This is a genomic window from Brevibacterium sp. LS14 (genome assembly GCF_012027885.1).
Lineage (GTDB): Bacteria > Actinomycetota > Actinomycetes > Actinomycetales > Brevibacteriaceae > Brevibacterium > Brevibacterium casei.
On record NZ_SJXG01000047.1, the window covers coordinates 44,108 to 63,819 of the forward strand.

The following is a 19,712-nucleotide window of genomic DNA, read 5'->3' on the forward strand; positions in this document are numbered from 1 at the left end:
CCGGATCGTGTCCCAAGTGATGTTGTCGTTTCGAATCGTGGAACTCAGGCGACGAAAAGTGGATGAAGCCTCACTTCGCCGAGGTGAGAGCCGTGTTCCAGCTTCCGTAGAACTTTCGCACGGCGGCAGCAGAGGGCACCGTTCCTTTGTGTTCGGCGGCGTAGTTCCCGTACTCCTTGTAGGTCGCCGCGACTCCGCGGGATTCGCAGTCGGCGAGGAAGGCGGTGATCGCCGAATCGTAAGCGGCGGCATCGAATCGCAGTTGACCCTTCGCTCGCCCCACACTGCTCGTCGCCAACCCGGCGGCCGTGAGAGCGGCGTTCCATGATCCGAACCGCTGCACTGCCGTCTGGCTGGTCGGCGGCCACGTGCTCGCCCCCTTGGTCGAACCCACCCCGAGGTGGTCGAGCACAGCCGTACGCGCCAGGTCGTACTTCGCGGCGGTGAGGCTCGGCTTCTCTCCACGGTTGCGGATGAACCGGATGGCGGAGGCCACCTCGTCGACGGTGTCGGTGATCAACGTGGGGGAATCGGAGAACTGGGCCTGCAGGACTGCCTCGACTCCGGCGATGATGTCCTTGTCGCCTCGGCCGAGCGGCCTCGTCGGATTCCGCGGAGGAGCGGCGTTGAGCAGATCGACCGTGCGCGCGGTCGCGAGCAGCAGTGCACCGAGAATCGCGGGAGACGAGATGTGGGACCGATCGGAGGCTTCTTTCACGCCTCTCATCCTACGGTGGCACTATCGTTGTCGTCATGAGGATGGCGCACGAACTCACCGTCGAGGATCTCGTTGCACGCGTCTTCAACGACCTGCAGGACTTCGTCGCCGAGTCGTCATTCGGGTGGGGCGAGCTGCGCGGCGAATAGGCACGCGTGAGCGATTTCGTGGCTATGCTCCGATCATGGACGCCACCGAACGCACATCCGCCGACAAGGCGATCGAGTGGGCGAAGACGTCCCAGACCCCTCCAGCACGACTCGCCGAGGTCTTCGCCATCATCAACGGACAGGGCAAACGCAAGGAATCCATCCTCATTGCTCGCTACGACCGCAGGCCACCGTTACCGCCGGGAGTCGAGCGCGAACCCTGGTACTCCGAGTCTTCGCTGACGTTGTCGTCATGACCCGATCACCGCGCCTGAGAGACGACCAGGTCATGGAGCGCATCGTCCGACCCGCCGTCGATCGCATCCTCCGCGACGGCGAGCTCGACCGTCTCGACATCATCGAGGGCCGCAGCCGCAACCTCATCGACGTGCGCATCACGGTCGGTGACGAAGTCCTCACCCTTCCGGTGACGGTCCCCCGCGCCGATGACGACGAGGCGATCACCGAGATGGCCGAGCACTTCTTCGACATGCTCCAGGACGAGGTCGCGGAGTCCTCCTTCGCATGGGGTGAACTCCGCGGGCAGTCACCATGAACCGTGTCACCGGGCAGTGAGAGGATGGGGTCGTGACCGCGAACCGACCGAGCACTCCCCCGAATCCGCGGGGTCGTGCATCCGGATCGGCAACCCCCGCCGACTGGAGGACGGCCTTCGCCTCCTTCGCCGAGGCGGCCCCCACCACGCACACGCCCGCGGCCCTGGGATTCGAGCTCGTCGAGGTCGTCCCCCGATCATGGTTCGAACCCCAGCACACCACTCTGCTCACGAGAGCCGAGGTGAGCCCGGGTGCGAATCCGTCGCTCGCGATCCGGCCGCTCGTCCTCAGCAACTCCGGCAACTGGGTGAAGAAGTCGCTGAGCTGGCGCACGATCGACCGCATGACCGCCCAGTTCGGCGTCGACCCCCGCCACCAGGAGTGGTTCTCCCAGCTCGCGGGCCTGCGCACCCGGGACAAGACGGACTTCACGCCCGACGGGGCGGCGTACAACCTCGGCGATTTCCATACCTCCCTGCTCTGGGACGTCTTCAGTCACGGTGCCGAACTCGGGATCGCCTTCGTCGGGGTCAACCAGGGCATGGATGTGCGCATCGGTCGGGCGGCGAAGGCTGTCATCGACGTGCGGTCGGTGCGGGGCGGCCTGCGCGTGCAGCCGCAGGTGACGATCGACGAACGCCCTATCGCTGCGGGGCTCGCGAAGCCGATCTGGACGCACGGGTTCTTCGGCGTCGACACCCGCACCGGGTTCACGGTCACGCTGGCGCCCGCGGAGAAGGCCACGACCGCCTCGGCGCTGCCGGCCCTGTCCGCACCGGGACCGATCACGATCCCGCGCGACGACGCCGAGGAGTTCTTCGAGGAGTACTACCCGCTGCTGCGCACGAGCACCGAGGTCGTGAGCATCGACGAATCCGTCCGCTTCCCGCATTACCGGGATCCGCGGCTCACCCTCGATCTCACCTTCGGCGCGCAGGACCGGCTGAGCCTGCGCTGGTACTGGGAGTACTCGGGTCCGCGCCGGACCCTGCCGGTGCGGCAGCCCTCCGGCTCCCGGCGCGCCGACGGAACGGTCCAGCCGAACCCGGGCCCCGCCTCGGCGGGGAGGGACACCGAACTGCGCGACATCGACCACGAGGATTCCGTGCTTGCCGAGGTCACCTCCCTGCTGCAGGCGTTCACCCTCTCCGACCCGGGCACGGACTTCCCGACCGCACCGACAGACCTCGAGCTCACCGACGTCGACACCGCCGACTTCGTCACCACCGTCCTGCCCAGGCTCGAGGAGATCGAGCACGTCCACGTCGTCACGCGCGGGAAGCGGCAGCCCTACCGTGAGCTCGGCGGGGAGCCGAGCGTGAAGATCACCTCGGTCGAGGCGGAGAAGAACGACTGGTTCGAGCTCGGCTTCCAGATCAGCATCGGCGGGCGGCCCGTGCCCTTCGTCAAGCTCTTCACCGCGCTTGCGAAGGGCCAGCGCAAGCTCAAGCTCGCCGACGACTCCTACCTCTCGCTCGACCGTCCCGTCTTCGACCGGCTCAAGTCCCTCCTCGCCGAGGCGGACCTCATCCCCGAATGGGAACCCGAGTCCCCGAAGATCAGCCGCCTCCACGTCGGCCTGTGGTCCGAGTTCGAGGACCTCGCCGACGAGGCCGCACCCGCCGTGACCTGGCGCGAGTCCGCACAGGCCCTGCGTGATCTCGAGCATCTGCCTGCCACCGAGGTGCCCGAACTCGACGGCGTCGCCCTCCGCCCGTACCAGGTGCAGGGATTCCGTTGGCTGTCCCTCCTCCACCGGTGCCGTCTCGGCGGGATCCTCGCCGACGACATGGGGCTCGGCAAGACCGTGCAGACCTTGGCGCTCATCGCCCACGCCCGCCGCACGGACCGCGGGACCGGGGCCGACGGCGACGGCGGCACCGGTACCCGCAGGACCGGGGCCGACGGCCGGACGGCACCGCCGTTCCTCGTCGTCGCCCCCACCTCGGTGGTCCCGTTGTGGGCACAGGAGGCGGCGAAGGTCACCCCTGACCTCGACGTTCGCGTCATCGGTGAGTCCCGGCGGAAGCGGAAGATCCCCCTCGCCGAGGTGGTCGCCGGGGCCGATGTCATCGTCGTCTCGTACGCGATCCTCCGGCTTGATGAGGACGAGATCGCCGCACACGAGTGGGCGGGGCTCATCCTCGACGAAGCGCAGTTCGTCAAGAACGGCTCCTCCCAGGTCCATCAGGCGGCGAAGGCGGTGAGCGCCCCGTTCCGGCTCGCGCTCACGGGCACACCGCTCGAGAACTCGCTGCGGGATGTGTGGTCGCTGTTCTCGATCACCGCGCCCGGGCTCTTCCCCTCCCCGCACCGGTTCGAGGAGGAGTACGTCCGGCCGATCGAATCGGGGGAGAACCCGGGGCGGATGCAACGCCTGCAGCGGCGGATCCGCCCGTTCCTCCTGCGCCGGACGAAGGACCTCGTCGCCGCCGACCTGCCGGAGAAGCAGGAGCAGGTCATCACCGTCGAGCTCAGTCCCGCACACCGACAGCTCTACGACCGGATACTGCAGAAGGAGCGGAAGAAGCTGCTCGGGTTCATCGACAGCGACTACGACCGGCAGCGCTTCATCGTCTTCCGCTCGCTCACGCTCCTGCGCATGCTCGCCCTCGACCCGCGCATCGTCGACGCCGAGCATGCCGACGTGCCCTCGAGCAAGCTCACCGCGCTCCTCGAGCGTCTCGACGAGGTCGTCGCCGAAGGCCACCGGTCGATCGTGTTCAGCCAGTTCACCTCGTTCCTCGACCATGTCGGCGAGGAGTTGGAGTCCCGCGGGATCCCCTACGTCGTCCTCGACGGGTCGACCCGCAACCGCGCCGAGGTGGTCGAGGCCTTCCGCACCGGCACAGCACCCGTGTTCCTCATCAGCCTCAAGGCCGGCGGGTTCGGTCTCACGCTCACCGAGGCGGACTACGTCTTCCTCATGGATCCGTGGTGGAATCCCGCCGCGGAGAATCAGGCGATCGACCGCGCCCACCGGATAGGGCAGACCGATCACGTCATCGTCTACCGCTACGTCGCCGAAGGCACGATCGAGGAGAAGGTGCTCGGCCTGCAGCGGAAGAAGGCCGAGCTCTTCGACGACCTCATGACAGACGAGCTCGCCGACCGTGACGCTCCCCTGCGCAACGCCTCAGGTCAGGCGTTCAGTCAGACGATCAGCGCCGAGGACATCCGTCAGCTCTTCGAGGGGTGAGGGCCCTGGAGGCGGGTAACGACATCTCGTCACTGCCCGTTCGGCACCAACGCCTTCTCCCCCGGCGCGGCCGGGGTGAGGATGATCTCCTCGACCATCGGGTGCTCCTCGAGGTGGCGTTCGACGGTGCGCAGGCGCACGGCGAGCTCGCTCTCCCTCGCATCGCCGACGAGGTCGACGGCCGCGACGACGAAGACCTTGCCCGAGCCGACGAACTCGACGTGGAGGTAGGTGACCTCGACGATGTCCTTGTCCGCGAGCAGGTCGGTGAGGATCATGTCGCGGATGTGCGGGGTGACGTTCTCGCCCACGAGGTACCGGCGATTGCGGTCGATGAGCACGATCGCGACGATGCCGAGGAGCACCCCGACGAGGATCGACCCGATCGCGTCGAACGCGGCGATGCCCGTGATCTGGTGGAGGAACATCGCAAGGAACGCGATGACGAGGCCGATGAGCGCCGCGGCGTCCTCGGCGAAGACCGCCCGCAGGGTCGGGTTCGATCCCTTGAGGACGTAGCGCAGGGTCGGCTGCCGCAGCTGACCGGCTCGCCTCCGCGACTGCCGGACCGACTGGAGGAAAGAGAAGCCCTCGAGGACCGCGGAGATCGCGAGGACGATGTAGCCGACCGTGTAGTCGGAGTCGGCCTCGTCGACGAAGAGGGACTGGAAGCCGTGCCAGATCGAGACCGCCGAGCCGACGGTGAAGATCCCGAACGCCGCGAACATCGACCACACGTAGGCTTCCCGCCCGTACCCGAGCGGATGCGACGCATCGGCGGGCCGGGCGGCCTTGCGTTCAGCGATGAGGAGGAAGACCTCGTTGCCGGCATCCGCCCACGAGTGGGCCGCCTCGGCGACCAGGGCCGCCGATCCGGTCATCCCCGCCGCGATCGTCTTGGCGATGGCGACGGCGACGTTCGCGGCGAACGCGATGATGACGGTGATCCAGCTGCTGCCCGCGGCCTTGTGCGCCTCGGTGTCGACTCGGCCCGAACGCTCGGCCATGGCAGTGTCCTCCCCGTCGCAGGTCGTTGAGCCGTCGGTCGGCTCGCAGGTGACCAGCATACGGTGAACCGCCTCGGCGAACGAGACCCTCGCCCCTCGGACCAGGTCGCAACCCGCCCTGCCGGGCGAGGGTCCGGTTCACACCCCCGCCAGCCGTGACGGGGTGAGCAGCGCATCGAGCTCACCGAACTCGAGCAGTCCGCGGCTCTCGACGAGATCGGCGACCCGGACATCGCCGGCGAGCGCCTCCTTCACGAGCGCCGCCGCCGAGGCATAGCCGATGACCGGGGCGAGCGCGGTGATGACGGTGACCGACCGCGCGACGGTGTCGGCGAGCCTGGCCTCGTTCGCGGTGATCCCCTCGACGCAGTTGACCCGGAACGTCCGGCACGCGCGTTCGAGCCACGTGATCGACTGGAACAGCGAGTGCGCGATGATCGGCTCGAACGCGTTGAGCTGCAGCTGCCCCGCCTCGACGGCCATCGACACCGTGACATCGGCCCCGGCCACAGCGAACGCGACCTGTGTGACCGCCTCGGGGATGACCGGATTGACCTTTCCCGGCATGATCGACGACCCCGCCTGCCGCGGCGGCAGCCCGATCTCGCCGAGGCCGGCCTGCGGGCCCGAGGAGAGCAGCCGCAGATCACCGGCGATCTTCGAGAGCTTGAGGGCACTGCGTTTGAGTGCGGCCGAGAACGTCACGAACGCCCCCGTGTCACTCGTCGATTCGACGAGGTCACCGGCCGTGACGAGGTCGAGTCCCGTGACCGTGCGCAGGTGCCGGATGACCGCGTCCCGGTAGCCGACCGGGGCGTTGATCCCCGTCCCGATCGCCGTCGCCCCCATGTTGACCTCGCCGAGGAGGCCGACCGCCTCGTCGAGCCGGTCGATGTCCTCCCGCAGGGTCACGGCGAAGGCCGTGAACTCCTGCCCGAGCGTCATCGGCACGGCGTCCTGGAGCTGGGTGCGCCCGACCTTGACGATGTGCGCGAACTCGGCACCCTTGGCCGCGAACGCCTCGGCGAGGAGGCTGAGTTCGCTGGTCAGCGACGTGAGCGAGAAGGCGAGCGCGATCTTCACCGCCGTCGGGTAGGTGTCGTTCGTCGACTGGCTGCGGTTCGTGTGATCGTTGGGGTTGAGGTGCGCGTAGTCGCCCTTCTCCCACCCGCCGAGTTCGAGGGCGCGGTTCGTGACCACCTCGTTGACGTTCATGTTCGTCGAGGTCCCGGCCCCGCCCTGGACGACCCCGACCGTGAACTCATCGAGGAGCCGACCGGCCTTGATCTCTTCGCACGCGGTGTCGATGAGGCCTGAGCGCTCGGCGTCGAGGGCGCCGATCTCGAGGTTCGCCCGGGCGGCCGCCTGCTTGACGCACGCGTAGGCGCGGACGAACTCCGGGTAGACAGAGATCGGGCGGGCGGCGATGGGGAAGTTCTCCCTCGCCCGGGCCGTGTGGACGCCCCAGTAGGCGTCAGCGGGGATCTCGAGGCTGCCGAGCGCATCGGTCTCGGTGCGGGTAATGCCTTCGCCGAGGCGGGCGGTCATCCCGCCGCCTCGAGCAGTTCCGCAGTCGCGGACTCACCGGTGCGGGCGGTGCCGGGTTGGGCACCGGAGCGAGTCCCCGTCGGCGTGTAGTCGCGGTACATCCGCTGGATCCCGATCTGGTCGGAGAGGTACTTCGCGTCGTGCCACACGCCCCAGATGAAGCTCGAGCCCCTCCTCGACAGCCACGGCAGGCCGAGGAAGTAGACCCCGGGCACCCGGGTGACGCCGCGCTGCTGGACGGGGTAACCGCGCTCGTCGAGAACCCCAGGCACGTCGAGCCACGTGTAGTCGACGCCGAACCCGGTCGCCCAGATCACCGTGCGCACACCCGCCTCGGCGAGGTCGAGTTCGCGGATCGGATTCCGCACACCCTCGGGGTCGGGCCCGAGTTCGTGTGCTTCGGGCTCCTCCGGCAGGTCGAGGCCGTTGCGCTCGATAAAGTCGTCGGCCGCTCGGAGCAGGGAGAGGTAGTTCTCGTCCCCGCGGGCGATGTTCTCCCCGAGGTCGTCGCCGACGAAGAGAGTTCCACCCGAGAAGCCGTTCGCCCGTCCGAGCAGGGTGATGCCTGAGGCCTCGAGGTCGCGGAAGTCGACGGTGTGGCCGCCGCGGGCACCGCTGACGGCGATCGTCACATGGTCGGCTCCGACCGGCGGCGCCGCGAGGTCCCAGAGGCCGAGCGTTCCGAGCCACCAGCAGAAGTCCCGGCCGCGGTAGGAGCGCGGCGGCCGGTCGTGGGGTCCGACGGCGAGGTGGACCTTCCGGCCCGAGGCCTGGATCTCGGCGGCGATCTGGACCCCGGAGGAGCCGGCACCAACGACGAGGACCCCACCGTCGTCGAGCTGCTCGGGGTTCTTGTACGCGTTCGAGTGCAGCTGGGTGAGACCCGCCTCGGCGGGGATGATCGCGGGGACGTTGGGCACCTGGAACGGTCCGGTGGCGGCGACGACGTAGTCCGCGTCGATTCTCCCGGCGTCGGTCTCGACGCGGTAGCCGGGAGCCCCGTCCAGCGCCTTCACCGAGGTGACGGTGACCCCGGTGCGCACCGGCAGGCGCTTGCGGTCGACGAGGGTCTGGAAGTAGTCGGCGACCTCGGTCTTCGTCGCGAACGCCTCGGGGTCGGTGTCTTCGAACTCCTGGGTGGGGAACCGGTCGTGCCAGGCGGGGCCGTTGGCGACGAGGGAGTCCCAGCGGCGGGTCCGCCACGCCTCGGCGACGCGGTCGCGTTCGAGGACGATGTGGGGGACGCCTTGGGACTCGAGGTGCTCGCTCATCGCGATTCCGGCTTGTCCGCCGCCGACGATGACGACCTCGGTGGTTTCTGCGGCTCTCTGCGGCATGGGGTGCCCTTTCTCCGGCCCGCATCCGGTGATCGGTGCGGGGTGTGCGTCGTTGCTGTCAGGGCCGAACGTCGTCGTCGCCCTTCGCCTTTCCAGCAAACCGCAGGGCAGAGAGCCGATGCCAATAGTCGTTGGCGGACCACTGCATCTACTGGGCAGATGCAGTCGTCGAATCCCCATCGCTTCAGGGGATGGGAAGGTGCGGTCGCTTACTCGGGGGCCGCCTCGGCGAGGATCGACCGGGCCGCAGCGGTGACGGCCTGCGCCTTCGCCGTCGTCCTCGAGCGGGAGAGCGTCGAGGTGACGACGTGGAGGCTCGGGGCGGGGTCGGCGATCTCGAGGATCGCCGTGCGCTCACCGGTGTAGGTCTCGGCGATCCGCGGACGCTGATTGAGGATCGAGTAGCCGAGCCCCATCGCGACCATCGAGCGCACGGTCTCGTAGCTCGAGCTGCGGTGCTTGACCCGGGGCGTGATCCCGCCCGAGCGGAGGATGCTGAGGAAGTACTCACGGCTGTCGGGGAGGTCGAGGAGGACGAGCGGATCGTCGTCGAGCTCGGCCAGGCGCACCTCGGAACGGCCGGCGAGGCGGTGGTCGGTGCCGACGATGAGGTGCGGACGGACCGTGCCGACGCGCTGGGCGTCGATGCCGTCGTTCTCGGTGAGGTCGTAGTTGAGGGCGATCTCGGCGCGGCCGCTGCGCAGGGCGGCGAGGCACTCCTCGTGGTCGCCTTCGACGACCTCGACGGTGAGCTCGGGATGCTCGGCCTCGAGCGCGCCGAGGAGCTGCGGGAGGAGGAACGGGGCGATCGTCTTGAAGCACGCGAGGACGATCGTGCCGCGGACCTCCTTCTGCCCGGCCTGGATCGTCTCGACGGCGTCGGTGATGAGCCCGAAGATCTGCCGCGTCTCCTGGAGCAGGCTCTCCCCCGCCGAGGTGAGGACGAGCCCCTTCGAGTGCTGCCGGACGAAGAGCGGGGCGCCGAGCGCCTTCTCGAGCTGGTTGATCGCCGTCGACACCGCCGACTGGGCGATGTGGAGCTCCTGGCTCGCCGTCGTCATGTTGAGCGTCTTCGCGCATTCGACGAAGTACGTCAGCTGCGTGAGCGTGATCGGGAATCTGTGGACCATACCGGCCTCCTCGCCGTCGTCATCTGTTTTCCAGATGAACTGTCTAGATAATAACTATTTCACAGATGAAGCGTGGGTTCCCAGAATGGAGGTCAGCACAGCCGCACTCGACGAGGAGAGACGATGACCGCACCGACGCACACCCGACTGCGCATGTTCAACACGAAGGACACGTACCCCGAGCAGAACCTCGACAACGACCTCTGCCAGGCCGTCGTCGCCGGCGGAGTCGTCTACCTCCGCGGGCAGATCGGCCAGGACCTCGAGACCCGCGAATCGGTGGGCATCGGCGACGTCGTCGCACAGACGGAGAAGGCGATGGCGAACATCGCGATGCTCCTCGCCGAGGCGGGCAGCCGTCTCGAGGACATCGTCAAGGTCACCGTCTACATCGTCGATCCCCGCTACCGCGAGGACGTCTACCGGACGATGGGCACATGGCTGCGCGGCGTCTTCCCCGTCTCGACGGGCATCGTCGTCCAGGCCCTCGCCCGCCCCGAATGGCTCGTCGAGATCGACGCGACCGCCGTCATCAGCGACCCCGACACCGGGCAGGCACCGCGTGCCATCCGTGCCGAGCCCTCCCCCGCCGAGGTGGCCCGATGACCTTCTCCCTCCTCCTCCACGACCCGGACACCGGGGAGTTCGGCGCCGCGATCTCCTCGTCGTCGCCGGCCGTCGCCGCCCGCTGCCTCACGCTGAGCGACGGCGTCGGCGGCGTGAACTCGCAGAACATCACCGACCCGCGCCTGGGACCGGCGATCGTCGCAGAGATGGCCGCCGGGGCCTCTGCGCAGACGGCCCTCGACGCCGTCGTCGCGGCGAGTGATCCGGAGACGATCGCCTACCGACAGCTGCTCGTCATCGATGCGAACGGGGAGACCGCCGCGCATTCGGGCACGGAGGCGCTCGGGATCTTCGGCGCCCGCACCGAGCGCAATGCGGTCGCCGGGGGCAACATGCTCGCCTCGCTCGAGGTCCTCGACGCCTTCGTCGAGACCGCGCTGGCAGCGACCGGTCGGATCGAGGAGCGACTCTTCGCCGGCTTCGAGGCGGCGATGGCCGCCGGCGGAGAGGCCGGACCGGTCCACTCCGCGGGACTTGCCGTCGTCGGCGACGCCGGGTGGCGAGTGACCGACCTGCGCGTCGACTGGGCCGAGGACGACCCGATCGGCGAGCTCGGCCGCCTCCTCGACATCTGGATGCCCCAGCGCGAGGACTACATCACCCGCGGACGCGCCCCTGCCGCGTCCCCGTCCTACGGCGTGCCCGGAGACGACCGATGACCCCGTCGACCGGCGGCGCGGACTCCGCGCTCAGAGAGCGGATCGCCGAGCGCATCGCCGAGGTGACCGAGCCCCTCATCGCGCTCTCGACCTCCCTCCACGACGATCCCGAGCTCGGGTGGCAGGAACACCGGTCGTCCGCCTCGGTGGCCGACGTCCTCACCGCTCACGGCTTCGCCGTCGAACGCCCCTATCTCGGGTTCGAGACCGCCCTGCGGGCGACGTTCGGCACCGGGGCGTTCACGGTCGGATTCCTCGCCGAGTACGACGCACTGCCCGGGCTCGGGCACGCGTGCGGGCACAACCTCATCGCCGCGATGAGCGTCGGCGGGGCGATCGGACTCGCTGCCGTCGCCGACGAGCTCGGCCTCACGGTCGAGGTCATCGGCACTCCCGCCGAGGAGGGCGGCGGCGGGAAGATCGAGCTGCTCGACCGCGGCGCGTTCACCGAACTCGACTTCGCCCTCATGGCCCACCCAGCCCCCGTCGACGTCGCCGAGGCGAGGCCGTTCGCGGTCGCCCACTGGCACGTCGAGTACACCGGTCGGGCCGCGCACGCGGCCGCCTACCCCGAGCGCGGCGTCAACGCCAACGATGCCTTCCTCATCGCACAGACGGCGATCGGCCTGCTCCGTCAGCAGCTGCCGCCGAGCGTGCGCGTCCACGGCGTGATGACGAACGGCGGAGAGGCGCCCAACGCGATCCCCGAGAGGACCGAGGGCCGCTGGTACGTGCGGGCGGAGACGACCGAGGAGCTCCTCGCCGTCGAGCAGCGGGTCGCCGACTGCTTCGAAGCCGGAGCCCTGGCCAGCGGCGCGAGTCTGACGATCACGCCCGAGAGCCGCCGGTACGCGGAGATGCGCACCGACGAGGCGGCCCTCGAGCGCTACCGGGCGAACGCCTCGGCGCTCGGTCGGACCTTCGACGTCGACCCCGCCGAGGCGACGATGAACCGGGCCTCGACCGATATGGGCAACGTCTCCCAGGTCGTCGACGCCATCCACCCCTACATCGGCGTCGGCGGCACGGCGAGCAACCATCAGCCCGCCTTCGCCGACTCATGCGTCGGGCCGCTCGCGGACAAGGCGCTCGTCGACGGCGCCACCGCCCTCGCCTGGACGGCCGCCGACGTCGCCGCCGCCCGCACGCCAGGCCTCACCGACACACGCACGCCCGACCTCGCCACACGCACGCCCGACCTCGCCGCCGCGGCAGGTCCGACCCCACCGACGCGGTGAACCGACACAAACGCGGTCTGCACACCGCGTAACTGTCGGCTCACCGCGTCGAAGCCACAGAACACACGAAGGAGCACCACCATGACCGACACACTCACCCGCACCCCCGCCGCCGAGGAGTGGCGGACGAAAGCGGCCGCGATCACCCTCGACGGACGGCCCGTCATCGACGGTGTCCGCGTCGACGCCCAGTCCGGGCAGACCCATGCGAAGACGAACCCGGCGACCGGCGAGGTCATCTCGACCCTCCACCTCGGCGATGGCGCCGACGTCGACCGTGCGGTGGCGAGCGCCCGCCGAGCCTACGACGACGGAAGTTGGTCGCGAGCCTCGGCGACGGACCGGCGAGAGGTGCTGCTGCGCCTCGCCGATCTCATCGAGGCCCGGGCCGACGAGTTCGCGCTCCTCGACACCCTCGACATGGGCAAGCCGATCGGCGAGTCCTCGACGATCGACGCCCCCGGCGCAGCCGCCCTCTTCCGGTTCTACGGCGAGGCGATCGAGAAGGTCAGCGACGAGATCCCGGCGACCCCGAGCGGATCGACGGCCCTCGTCACCCGCGAACCGCTCGGCGTCATCGGCGTCATCGTGCCGTGGAACTACCCGCTCGAGATCGCGACGTGGAAGATCGCGCCGGCGCTGGCGGCCGGCAACTCCCTCGTCGTCAAACCGCCAGTCGAGGCCTCGCACTCGACGCTGCTCCTCGCCGAGCTCGCCGCCGAGGCGGGCCTGCCGGCCGGGGTGCTCAACGTCGTTCCCGGCCGCGGTTCGGTCGTCGGCACGGCGCTGGGCCGACACATGGACGTCGACATGCTCGCCTTCACCGGCTCGACCGCGGTGGCCAAGCAGCTCCAGGTCTACGCCGGGGAGTCGAACATGAAGCGCCTCGCCCTCGAAGCCGGCGGCAAGAGCGCGAACGTCATCTTCGCCGACACCGACGACCTCGAGGCCGCCGCGCAGAAGGCGGCGTTCGGAGCATTCTACAACCAGGGCGAGGTGTGCTCGGCGACCTCGCGGATCTTCGTCGAACGTCCCGTCTTCGACGAGTTCGTCCACCTCCTCACCCGCGCCGCGGAGTCGTTCCAGCCCGGCGACCCGCTCGACCCGGACACGGCCATCGGCTCGCTCGTGTCCGAGAAGCACGCCGACGAGGTGTGGGAGTGCGTCGAGCAGGCGCGCGCCGATGGGACGATCGTCGCCGGCGGCGAGCGACCGGCGATCAACGGGATGACGACGTTCGTCACCCCGACCGTCGTCACCGGCCTGCCTGCCGACCACCGGCTCCACGAGCACGAGATCTTCGGCCCCGTCGCCCTCGTCACCCCGTTCGACACCGAGGACGAGGCGATCGCAAAGGCCAACGAGACGCCGTACGGTCTCGCCGCGGCACTGTGGACGGGAAGCATGTCCCGGGCGCACCGGGTCTCCTCCCGCCTCGTCGCGGGCACGGTCTCGGTCAACACCGTCGACGCGCTCGGCTTCACGACGCCCTTCGGCGGGTTCAAGCAGTCCGGCTTCGGCCGCGACCTCTCGATCCACGCGCTCGAGAACTACACCGACCTCAAGACCACCTGGCTGCAGTGGGGGTGACGGTTCCCGGTCCACCGCGCTGACGCGGCGGCAGCCGCGGATGCCGCCGCGCCCACGACGCTGGCTATCTGATTTTCAGATGCGCTTGAGAACGAGAAACTATTTCACTTATGGCTCGGCGGGTGAAAGCATGAATGGACAGCGTGATCCACACCACCTCGATCACGACTTCCCCGGCTCGGCAGTCGCGGCCACCGCTCGCAGACACGGAGTCGCAGAGGCCGCACCGCAGACCACGCACCGCCGCAGACTCGGAACCCGGACCACGCACCGCCGCTGACTTCGAACCACTGGCCCTGAACCACCAGAGAATGTGCACCACCCAGCAGTTGAGCACCTTCGCTCGAAAGGACACACCATGACACTCGACAGCACGCTGACCACGTCGGACGACACGGCTACCACCGGGGCTCCGACTCCCGCGACACCGGCCGGCAGCGACGCCGCCGACAGGGCGACCGCCGCCGACACGACGACCGCCCCCGCAGCGCGGCCGGCGACCACCCCGGCATCCGCCGCGAACTCCGCCGACACCCCAACCGAGAACCTCGCCGAGATCGCCAAGCGCCACCTCGTCATGAACTTCACCCCCGCGGCGAAGTACCGCGACGCCGAGCTGCCGATCTTCGTCCGCGGCGAGCACTGCTCGGTCTTCGACGAGAACGGCACCCGCTTCTTCGACGGCCTCGCCGGCCTCTTCTGCGTCCAGCTCGGCTACACCCACGGCGCCGAGGTCGGCGACGCGGTCCGCGAGCAGATGGCGGCCCTGCCCTACCAGACGACGTGGTCGGTCGCCCATCCCCCGGCGGCCAAGCTCGCGCAGACGATCGCGTCGCTGGCCCCCGGTGACCTCAACCGCGTCTTCTTCGCCTCCGGCGGCGGCGAGTCGAACGAGGCGGCGATCAAGCTCGCCCGCCAGTACCACATCACCCGCGGCGAGTCCTCGCGCTACAAGTTCCTCGCCCGCCGCGTCGCCTACCACGGCACGAGCTTCGGAGCGATGTCGCTCAACGGCATGACCGACGTCCGCAAGATGTTCGAACCGCTGATGAACGGGGTCCGCCACACGCACAACACGAAGCGCTACCGCCGCCCCGACGCCGAGACGGAGAAGGAGTTCACGGCGTTCCTCCTCGGCGAGCTCGAGTCCCTCATCGTCCAGGAGGGCGCGGACACGATCGCGGCGATCATCATGGAACCGCTGCAGAACGCCGGCGGCAGCCTCACCCCGCCCACCGGCTACTTCCAGGGCGTGCGCGAACTCTGCGACAAGTACGGCATCCTCCTCATCGCCGACGAGGTCATCACCGGCTACGGCCGCCTCGGCTCGTGGTTCGGCTCCGACCACTACGGCTTTCAGCCGGACATGATCACCTTCGCCAAGGGCATCGCGTCGGCGTACATGCCCCTCGGCGGGCTCATCGCCAGCGACCGCGTCATCGAGACCGTCCTCGACGGCCCGCTCGGCATGTACAACCACGCCCTCACCTACGGCGGGCACCCGGTCGCGTGCGCGGCGGCGCTGAAGAACATCGAGATCATGGAGCGCGAGGGCGTCGTCGAGAACGTCGCCCAGCTCAGCCCGCACCTCGGTAAGAAGCTCGCCGAGGTGGCCGCCCGGCACTCCGCGATCGTCGGGGATCTGCGCGGCGACGGGTTCCACCGCACCTTCGAACTCGTCACCGACCAGACCGCGAAGCGGTGGACCGATGAGGTCATCAGTGCCGGTGACTTCGTCAACGGCCACCTCAACCCGGCCCTCGCCGAGGTGGGGCTCATCGCCCGGGTCGCCATCGATGCCGAGGGCAATCCGCTGGTCCAGGTCTCACCTCCCCTGGTCATGACCGCAGCCGACATCGACGAGCTCGCCGGTCTTCTCGACCAGGCGTTCACCCTGGCCACTGAGCGCGCCAGTCTCTGACGCGGCCCGCATCGATCCCGACCTTGGGTTCGAACCACGAACCCCCGGTCACGGTCAGCGGGAGGCCGGGCCACCTCGGCGCGGGACTCCTGCCGATCACCGTGAGAGTCACTCAAAGGAGAGGAACTCATGTCCCACCATTCCCATTCCGAGTTGAAGACGTTCGTGCGCTTCGAACAGCAGCACATCATGCCGATCCCCAAGGCGGAGCGGACCGGGACGAACTGGTCGATCTTCGCGATCTGGGTCAGCCTCAACATGATGCCGCTGACCGTCGTCACCGGGGCCGTCGCCTCGGGCGCGTACAACCTGCCGATCGGGTGGAGCATCACCGCGATCCTCATCGGCAACGTCATCGGCGCGTTCGGGTCGGCACTCCACGCCTCGCAGGGCCCGCACCTCGGGATCCCGCAGATGCTCCAGGCCCGGGCGCAGTTCGGGTACATTGGTGCGAGCCTCTTCGCGCTCATCGCCTTCGTCATGTTCATCGGCTTCTTCGCATCCATCCTCATCGTCGCCAAGGACTCGCTGCTCGCGGTCTTCCCCGACTTCGACGGGACGACGGCGATCATCGCCTTCGCGGTCATCGGCGTCGGCCTGTGCGCGGTCGGCTACGACCTGCTGCAGAAGACGATGGTGTGGCTGTCGATCCTCATCGGCGGCACGGTCGCGGTGTCGATGGTCCTCTTCTGGATGCAGCCCGACGTCACCTCGCGCAACGCCGAGGCGGCGTTCAACGCCGAAGGGTTCTTCGCGATGCTCGCGATCGGCATCGTCTGGCAGCTCGCGTACGCCCCGTACGTCTCCGACTACTCGCGGTACCTGCCGAAGAAGACGGGGCCGAAGACGGCGTTCTGGAGCACGTACCTCGGTCTCGTCGTCAGCTCGGTGTTCGTCATGTCCCTCGGCGTCCTGCTCGGGGCGGCGAACCCGGAGAACCCGCTCTCGGCACTCGGCGAGCACCTCGGCGCGGTCGGCATGGTCGTCCTCATCATCTTCGCGATCAGCTCGGCGCTCATCAACGGGGTCGAGCTCTACTCGGCGGTGATGAACGCGCTCACGGTCATGCAGTCGAACTTCAAGGCGCGGATCACCGCGGGGACGCGGGTGTGGGCGACGATCGTGTGCGGGGCGGGGGCGACGCTCATCGCGATCCTCGGCCAGGGCGACTTCATGGCGACGTTCGAAAGCTTCCTCACGCTGCTGCTCTACGTGCTCATCCCGTGGTCGGCCATCAACCTCGCCGATTACTTCATCGTTCAAAAGGGCGACTACCACGTCGACGACCTCTTCGCCCCCGACGGCGGCCGGTACGGGAAGTGGAACGCGGTCGGCCTCTCGAGCTATGCGATCGGGTTGGCAGCGCAGGTGCCGTTCATGATCACCCCGCTCTTCACCGGGCCGCTCGCGGCACCGCTGCAGAACATCGACATCGCGTGGCTCGTCGGCTTCGTCGTCACGGCGATCGTCTACCTCGCACTGTCACGGTCGCGGGCCAGGCGCGGGCGGTCGGCTTCTCAGGAGGCTGCGCCGGTGCTTGACGGGGCATAGGGAGGAGCATAGGAAACAGTCGTCGGAAGTGAACGCCAGCACTTCCTAGGTCGGGCGGGTCGTCTACACAGACGACCCGCCCGACCTCGCCGTGCTTGGCCATGAGGCCGCATAGTATGGCCGTGAACACAGAGCGCCGTCCACACCGACGGGTCCCGGCCAGCGGGCTGTCAATCGTCGGCCACCTCCGTTCGGCCTGCCGCCCATACAGGGCGACCGACGATGTCCGCTGACGTGTCCACCACGAGCAGTCAGCGTAGGATCATCGAAACGAGCCTGATGGGAGATGGTGATGGTACGCCTCAACTGGACACAAGAAGAGATGATTCTCGCTGCTGACTTCGCGGATGATCTCGATTGGGGTCCAGTGAACATGAGGACTCCGGGGGTCGCAGAGTTGTCGGATCTCTTACGGAGAGCTGACTATCATCCTGTCCGATTGAGGGACGCCGACTTCAGATCGACAGGGAGCGTCGGAAGGAAGGTCAACAACCTTCGAGCTTGGATCCCGAAAGTCGACCAGACTGGCCTCCGGAGGTCGCCGTCCGAATGGCCGGTCGTCGAGAGCTTTCTGGTAGATAGAGACGCCATGAAAAAAGTCGCAGCCGAGATCCGGAGCAGAATCAACCGGGGAACGTCGCGCTCCGGTGATCATGCGGAGGTAACGCCGGAGACGCTGAAGCGGACCGATCCTGGCGCAGCGCTCGCCGCACAGGAAGGTGGTCTCCGCGCAGTGGTCTCCTACCACCGCGAGAGAGACCCGGAAATCCGTGCCGCCAAGCTCGATCTCATCGCCTCCCAAGAACTGCCGGTCGAATGCGAGGTCTGCACGTTCAACTTCGGGAGATTCTACGGTGAACTGGGAGAAGACTACATCGAAGTACATCACTCCACGCCACGGCACGAGTCCGGAATGACCGCGACGGAACTCCAGGATCTCGTGCTCCTATGCGCGAACTGTCACCAGATGATCCACCGCTCCGGCTGGATCGAAGTCGGAGAGCTGAAGACACGGCTCAATCGCGCCGCGGGTTCATCACCTGAGTAGCGCGGTGGGTACGACGACCAGGCAAACAATCGTCCCGGTGTCGTCGTGACCTTCGCCTGCCCTTGTGCACTCCTACCTGCGGACCTTCTATGGCCCGGCGCCTCGTAGCCGCCTTGTCCGTGTCCTCCAGTTCCTATTCCATGGGCGGAATCGCTCGTGCACCTGCTACCGGCAGCGACGTCAAAGACCTTCAAACTTCGCGTGTTCTACTCGCAACTCGCAACCAAGACCGCCGCCCGCAAGACCTTAGGATTACTTCATGTCGCACTCCTCTGACTACGTCCACCCCTTCGCGCAGGTCGCGCTGACGAACATCACACAGGACTACCCGTACGCCTCGCACCATGTCGCGAACAGCCTCGCCGACATCGTGCCGGCGAGTGAGAAGAACCCGGCGTTCGCGAATTCCTTCGACTGGCATTCCAGCGTGCACATGCACTACCTGCTCATCTCGCTGCTCGACACCGAGGCCGCGCAGGACGCCCCGTGGCGTGATGAGGCGATCGAGTTGCTCCAGTCGCATCTCAGCGAGGCGAAGCTCAACGCCGAGGCGTCGTTCCTTCGTGAGAATCCGAGTTGGGAACGACCCTATGGGTGGGCGTGGGCGGTCGAACTCGCCGAGGCGCTGCGGAACAGCCGAGATCCGCAGCTGTGCGATCTCGCGGCGAATGCGCAGATCCTCGCGGACACGGTCTTCGACCTCACTGCGGAATGGCTGCCGAAGCTGCCCGAGCCCGTGCGGCACGGGATCCACACGAACACGGCCTTCGGTCTGCGGAAGATCCTCCTCGGTGCCCGCGCGCGGGGGCGCCGGGACGTCGTCGACGTCATCGCCGGTGCGGCAAGGCGCTTCTACGCCGAGGATCGGGCGTGGAACTTCGCGCAGGAGCGCAGCGGCCACGACTTCCTCTCGGCAGGTCTGTGCGAGGCCGATCTCATGACCGAACTCCTCACCGAGGACGAAATCGCCGTCTGGCTGCCCGGCTTCCTTTGCGAGCTCTCACCCGAGTCGCCTGCCCTCACCCCGGTCGAGGTGCTCGATCCCACCGATGGACATCAGAGCCACCTCTACGGGCTCGGACTGTCGGTGGCGGCATCGATCATGCGGTTGGCCCCGCACCTCGAGGCGATCGCGGACAAGACCGGCAACGAGGACCTCAGCTCCGTGGCGAAGGGCATGCTCACACGAGTCGACGCCCTCATGGCGCCGGGGCTCGAGGCCGCAGTGTCCGATGAGTACATGTCCTCGCACTGGGTGGCGACGTTCGCGTGGGAGGCTCTTGAGCTGCAGGAGAGGTAATCGCTGCCCGATTCAGAGGCACTGATTCACCACGTCACCGGCGAAGACCGTCATCTGGACAGTGATGTCGCCGACGTCGTCTGCAACGACCGCAAAGGGATCATGGTCGAGCACGACGAAACCGACAGACTCG

Annotated in this window: 16 protein-coding genes; 11 read left to right on the forward strand and 5 right to left on the reverse strand. The window is 68.1% G+C overall.

The features are described 5' to 3' along the window. Window positions 1-70: 70 nt before the first annotated feature. A complete protein-coding gene (locus EZE58_RS08265) occupies window positions 71-727 on the reverse strand; it encodes a multidrug transporter (protein WP_205772182.1) in 657 nt (218 codons plus the stop codon). A 175-nt stretch (window positions 728-902) separates the two neighbouring features. Between EZE58_RS08265 and EZE58_RS08270 the strand changes: the two genes are divergently transcribed. Genes EZE58_RS08270 through EZE58_RS08280 form a run of 3 tightly spaced genes read left to right on the forward strand, consistent with a single transcriptional unit; the run spans window position 903 to window position 4,623 of the window. Beyond that, the gene (locus tag EZE58_RS08270) at window positions 903-1,124 is read left to right on the forward strand and encodes a hypothetical protein (protein ID WP_119297197.1); all 222 of its coding nucleotides are present in this window, start codon (window positions 903-905) and stop codon (window positions 1,122-1,124) included. Then, a complete protein-coding gene (locus EZE58_RS08275) occupies window positions 1,121-1,423 on the forward strand; it encodes a hypothetical protein (RefSeq protein ID WP_131248172.1) in 303 nt (100 codons plus the stop codon). The genes EZE58_RS08270 and EZE58_RS08275 overlap by 4 nt, the downstream gene beginning before the upstream one ends. A 32-nt stretch (window positions 1,424-1,455) precedes the next feature. Next, window positions 1,456-4,623, forward strand: coding sequence for a DEAD/DEAH box helicase (locus EZE58_RS08280; RefSeq protein ID WP_131248173.1), 3,168 nt, complete (start codon window positions 1,456-1,458; stop codon window positions 4,621-4,623). 29 nt (window positions 4,624-4,652) lie between these two features. Here the strand turns inward: EZE58_RS08280 and EZE58_RS08285 are convergent, their stop codons facing one another. From EZE58_RS08285 to EZE58_RS08300, 4 genes are all read right to left on the reverse strand, one after another. Continuing rightward, window positions 4,653-5,630, reverse strand: a complete 978-nt coding sequence (locus EZE58_RS08285) for a cation diffusion facilitator family transporter (RefSeq protein WP_167560252.1) — start codon at window positions 5,628-5,630, stop codon at window positions 4,653-4,655. Between the two features lie 138 nt (window positions 5,631-5,768). After that, window positions 5,769-7,178, reverse strand: coding sequence for an aspartate ammonia-lyase (locus EZE58_RS08290; protein WP_167560254.1), 1,410 nt, complete (start codon window positions 7,176-7,178; stop codon window positions 5,769-5,771). Beyond that, a complete protein-coding gene (locus EZE58_RS08295) occupies window positions 7,175-8,515 on the reverse strand; it encodes an NAD(P)/FAD-dependent oxidoreductase (RefSeq protein WP_144588821.1) in 1,341 nt (446 codons plus the stop codon). The genes EZE58_RS08290 and EZE58_RS08295 overlap by 4 nt, the downstream gene beginning before the upstream one ends. Before the next feature lie 209 nt (window positions 8,516-8,724). Then, window positions 8,725-9,645 (reverse strand): LysR substrate-binding domain-containing protein, encoded by a 921-nt coding sequence (locus EZE58_RS08300; RefSeq protein WP_144588819.1) that lies wholly within the window; start codon window positions 9,643-9,645, stop codon window positions 8,725-8,727. A gap of 123 nt (window positions 9,646-9,768) precedes the next feature. Here EZE58_RS08300 and EZE58_RS08305 point away from each other — a divergent pair, with 123 nt between their 5' ends. From EZE58_RS08305 to EZE58_RS08340, 8 genes are all read left to right on the forward strand, one after another. Then, window positions 9,769-10,251 (forward strand): RidA family protein, encoded by a 483-nt coding sequence (locus EZE58_RS08305; protein WP_119297190.1) that lies wholly within the window; start codon window positions 9,769-9,771, stop codon window positions 10,249-10,251. Further along, window positions 10,248-10,931, forward strand: coding sequence for a DUF1028 domain-containing protein (locus tag EZE58_RS08310; protein WP_119297189.1), 684 nt, complete (start codon window positions 10,248-10,250; stop codon window positions 10,929-10,931). Before EZE58_RS08305 ends, EZE58_RS08310 begins: the two co-directional genes overlap by 4 nt. Next, the gene (locus tag EZE58_RS08315; protein ID WP_231882273.1) at window positions 10,928-12,169 is read left to right on the forward strand and encodes a M20 family metallopeptidase; all 1,242 of its coding nucleotides are present in this window, start codon (window positions 10,928-10,930) and stop codon (window positions 12,167-12,169) included. Before EZE58_RS08310 ends, EZE58_RS08315 begins: the two co-directional genes overlap by 4 nt. Window positions 12,170-12,250: 81 nt before the next feature. Then, entirely contained in the window at window positions 12,251-13,759 is a 1,509-nt protein-coding gene (locus EZE58_RS08320) for an aldehyde dehydrogenase family protein (RefSeq protein ID WP_063250885.1), read from the forward strand. A gap of 358 nt (window positions 13,760-14,117) precedes the next feature. Further along, a complete protein-coding gene (locus EZE58_RS08325) occupies window positions 14,118-15,680 on the forward strand; it encodes an aspartate aminotransferase family protein (RefSeq protein ID WP_082835026.1) in 1,563 nt (520 codons plus the stop codon). 129 nt (window positions 15,681-15,809) lie between these two features. Next, window positions 15,810-17,231: a cytosine permease gene (locus tag EZE58_RS08330; protein ID WP_063250884.1), complete on the forward strand. Its 1,422-nt coding sequence runs from the start codon at window positions 15,810-15,812 to the stop codon at window positions 17,229-17,231. A 292-nt stretch (window positions 17,232-17,523) separates the two neighbouring features. Then, window positions 17,524-18,279, forward strand: coding sequence for an HNH endonuclease (locus tag EZE58_RS08335; protein ID WP_162909145.1), 756 nt, complete (start codon window positions 17,524-17,526; stop codon window positions 18,277-18,279). 259 nt (window positions 18,280-18,538) lie between these two features. After that, window positions 18,539-19,579, forward strand: a complete 1,041-nt coding sequence (locus EZE58_RS08340; RefSeq protein WP_063250882.1) for a DUF2891 family protein — start codon at window positions 18,539-18,541, stop codon at window positions 19,577-19,579. Window positions 19,580-19,712 lie beyond the last annotated feature (133 nt).

What these genes read in the sequence shown, in the direction of transcription:
- EZE58_RS08265 (WP_205772182.1), bottom strand. Translation starts at nt 727, where the DNA reads ATGAGAGGCGTGAAAGAAGCCTCCGATCGGTCCCACATCTCGTCTCCC.
- EZE58_RS08270 (WP_119297197.1), top strand. Translation starts at nt 903, where the DNA reads ATGGACGCCACCGAACGCACATCCGCCGACAAGGCGATCGAGTGGGCG.
- EZE58_RS08275 (WP_131248172.1), top strand. Translation starts at nt 1,121, where the DNA reads ATGACCCGATCACCGCGCCTGAGAGACGACCAGGTCATGGAGCGCATC.
- EZE58_RS08285 (WP_167560252.1), bottom strand. Translation starts at nt 5,630, where the DNA reads ATGGCCGAGCGTTCGGGCCGAGTCGACACCGAGGCGCACAAGGCCGCG.
- EZE58_RS08290 (WP_167560254.1), bottom strand. Translation starts at nt 7,178, where the DNA reads ATGACCGCCCGCCTCGGCGAAGGCATTACCCGCACCGAGACCGATGCG.
- EZE58_RS08295 (WP_144588821.1), bottom strand. Translation starts at nt 8,515, where the DNA reads ATGCCGCAGAGAGCCGCAGAAACCACCGAGGTCGTCATCGTCGGCGGC.
- EZE58_RS08300 (WP_144588819.1), bottom strand. Translation starts at nt 9,645, where the DNA reads ATGGTCCACAGATTCCCGATCACGCTCACGCAGCTGACGTACTTCGTC.
- EZE58_RS08305 (WP_119297190.1), top strand. Translation starts at nt 9,769, where the DNA reads ATGACCGCACCGACGCACACCCGACTGCGCATGTTCAACACGAAGGAC.
- EZE58_RS08310 (WP_119297189.1), top strand. Translation starts at nt 10,248, where the DNA reads ATGACCTTCTCCCTCCTCCTCCACGACCCGGACACCGGGGAGTTCGGC.
- EZE58_RS08315 (WP_231882273.1), top strand. Translation starts at nt 10,928, where the DNA reads ATGACCCCGTCGACCGGCGGCGCGGACTCCGCGCTCAGAGAGCGGATC.
- EZE58_RS08320 (WP_063250885.1), top strand. Translation starts at nt 12,251, where the DNA reads ATGACCGACACACTCACCCGCACCCCCGCCGCCGAGGAGTGGCGGACG.
- EZE58_RS08325 (WP_082835026.1), top strand. Translation starts at nt 14,118, where the DNA reads ATGACACTCGACAGCACGCTGACCACGTCGGACGACACGGCTACCACC.
- EZE58_RS08330 (WP_063250884.1), top strand. Translation starts at nt 15,810, where the DNA reads ATGTCCCACCATTCCCATTCCGAGTTGAAGACGTTCGTGCGCTTCGAA.
- EZE58_RS08335 (WP_162909145.1), top strand. Translation starts at nt 17,524, where the DNA reads ATGGTACGCCTCAACTGGACACAAGAAGAGATGATTCTCGCTGCTGAC.
- EZE58_RS08340 (WP_063250882.1), top strand. Translation starts at nt 18,539, where the DNA reads ATGTCGCACTCCTCTGACTACGTCCACCCCTTCGCGCAGGTCGCGCTG.